Raw genomic sequence first — 2,294 nt, forward strand, 5'->3', positions numbered from 1 at the left:
GTAAAAGGTATTGTGAAATGGGAGAGTAATGAGGTTAATACAAGTAAACCAGGAAGCTATATATATAAAGGAGTAGTTGAACAGTACGGAAGAAGTGTTAAGCTAACCTTAAATATAAATGCTAAGCCTAAAGAAGTAGTTAAGGAGAAGAAAATAGGCTTTGTTAAAGAAATTGGTAAGGATTATATAAAGTTTGATGAAGTGGAATTTTATAGGGATGAAGATGCCTATAGAGAGGCAAAAAAAGACGGACAGTTAGTTTATGATGATGAAAATCCAGAAGGATATGTTTATGATAGTTACTACATGAGAGATAATGATGATGATTTAAAAAGGTATAACTTTAGTAAGGATATAGTTTTTAAATTATGCTCTTATAAAATAGGAAATCCACTTCCTAATAGTGGGGATACAGCAAATGTTTCCTATGAAGTATTTAAGAATGAAGTAGACATTGATATAGCACCTAGAAAGGAATCAAATGAACCAGGACGTGGTATTTTGTCTTGGATATATCTTGAAAACAACAATGTGGTGAAAATAGAACAGCAGTTTATACCTTAAATAAAATTGGAGATTATAAACCAAATTATAACTAGTATAGGTTTCTAACTTGAGAATTAACTTATACCAGTGAGCTCTTCATTGATAAATAGGATTTTCAAGGTATGAATAAGCTAAAAACAGACTTAGAAATCCTATATATAAAATAGTGAGTAAAAATTATTAAAAGAAATGAAGTTTATCAGTGATTAAGAAAATATAAATATTAGAACTGACACTGTAAGATTATTAAAGTAATTAATATTTAAATAATTTAAGTAGTTGGATTAGGAGGAGTATCTAATGGGAAATCCATTGCTAATGAGGATAGAGGCATCTTATTCTTTGAACTTTTTAGTATATATTTAAAATATATTTTTAAATGAAGATAACAATAAAGAAGAGCATAGATTTCCCTATATACCATATAGAAGATTTTTTTATTAAATATAAGGAATTATTAACAAAATTACAAAAAAGTATTTTCTAGCCTAAGGATAGATTTAGTTATAGACAAATATAACAAGGGGCTGTCTCACAATAAAAAGTGAGACAGCCCCTTTAAATGATAATTACACAAACTTCTATATTAAAAACTATTTGCTAATTATCTCTATACCATCCTCTGTTACTAATAGCATATGCTCCCACTGAGCAGAAAGGGATCTATCTTCAGTAAACACTGTCCAATCATCATCAGAATCTATAACTATCTCATAAGAACCAGCATTTATCATAGGCTCTATAGTAAACATCATCCCAGGAACTAGTATCATTCCAGTTCCCTTTTTACCACGATGAGCTACAAAGGGCTCTTCATGAAACTCAAGTCCAATACCGTGTCCACCAAAGTCTCTTACTACAGAATATCCATGTTTTTCTGCATGCTCTTGAACTGCGGCTCCTACATCACCTAGGAATCCCCACGGCTTTACAGCTTCTATACCTTTATCTAAACATTCTTTTGCAACTTCTACAAGCTTTCTTGCCTTCTCAGAAACTTCCCCAATTATAAACATTCTTGAAGCATCTGAATAATATCCATCTAATATGGTAGATATATCTACATTTATTATGTCACCATTTTTTAGGATAATATGCTCACTTGGAATACCATGGCATACTTCATCATTTATTGATGTACAGCAGCTTTTAGGATAGCCCTCAAAATTAAGAGTTGCCGGGATAGCTCCTTGAGATACAGTGTAGTCATGAACTAGTTTATCAATTTCAGAAGTAGCCATACCTTCTTTTATGTTATCAGCAACTAAATCTAATACTGCATTATTAATTTTAGCACTTCTTTTAATAGCCTCAATTTGCTCCTTAGTTTTAATGATACTTCTTGGAGGAACTAAAAAACCTTGTGCCTTTAAAGTATCTAGTTTTTTATCAAAGTCAATGTGGCATCTCTTATACTTTTCTCCACTTCCACACCAACATTGATCATTTCTATTTAAATTCATTTTAATCTCTCCTAACTTTGTGTATTTTTTATTCTATAATTATTATACATAAACATCTTTTTAATGATTATATCTTCTATTTAATCAAAGGCCTTTCAAAATACTTGAATTTTAGATGTACATTATCTAAAATTAATCTTTAAATCTATACTATAATCATAGTAGATTAAGATTTAGTTTAAGATGATATGCGATGCATCTATTAAATCTTTAGATATTAACTATTACTAATTAATGCCATAAGGATAGGTCTAATTATTTTTAGGCTGTAATATTAATTATACC

2 protein-coding genes are annotated in these 2,294 nt (G+C 29.8%); one reads left to right on the plus strand and one right to left on the minus strand.

The window, feature by feature from the left end; all coding sequences use genetic code 11:
- On the plus strand, window positions 1-564 hold a 564-nt coding region (locus tag AB2369_RS12990), incomplete at its 5' end, for an Ig-like domain-containing protein (protein ID WP_367666893.1).
- Window positions 565-1,139: 575 nt separating this feature from the next.
- Here AB2369_RS12990 and AB2369_RS12995 read toward each other — a convergent pair.
- Window positions 1,140-2,009: a methionyl aminopeptidase gene (locus tag AB2369_RS12995; protein ID WP_367666894.1), complete on the minus strand. Its 870-nt coding sequence runs from the start codon at window positions 2,007-2,009 to the stop codon at window positions 1,140-1,142.
- Between the last annotated feature and the right edge of the window lie 285 nt (window positions 2,010-2,294).

Source organism: Clostridium sp. (assembly GCF_040797585.1).
Classification (GTDB): Bacteria; Bacillota; Clostridia; order Clostridiales; family Clostridiaceae; genus Clostridium_Z.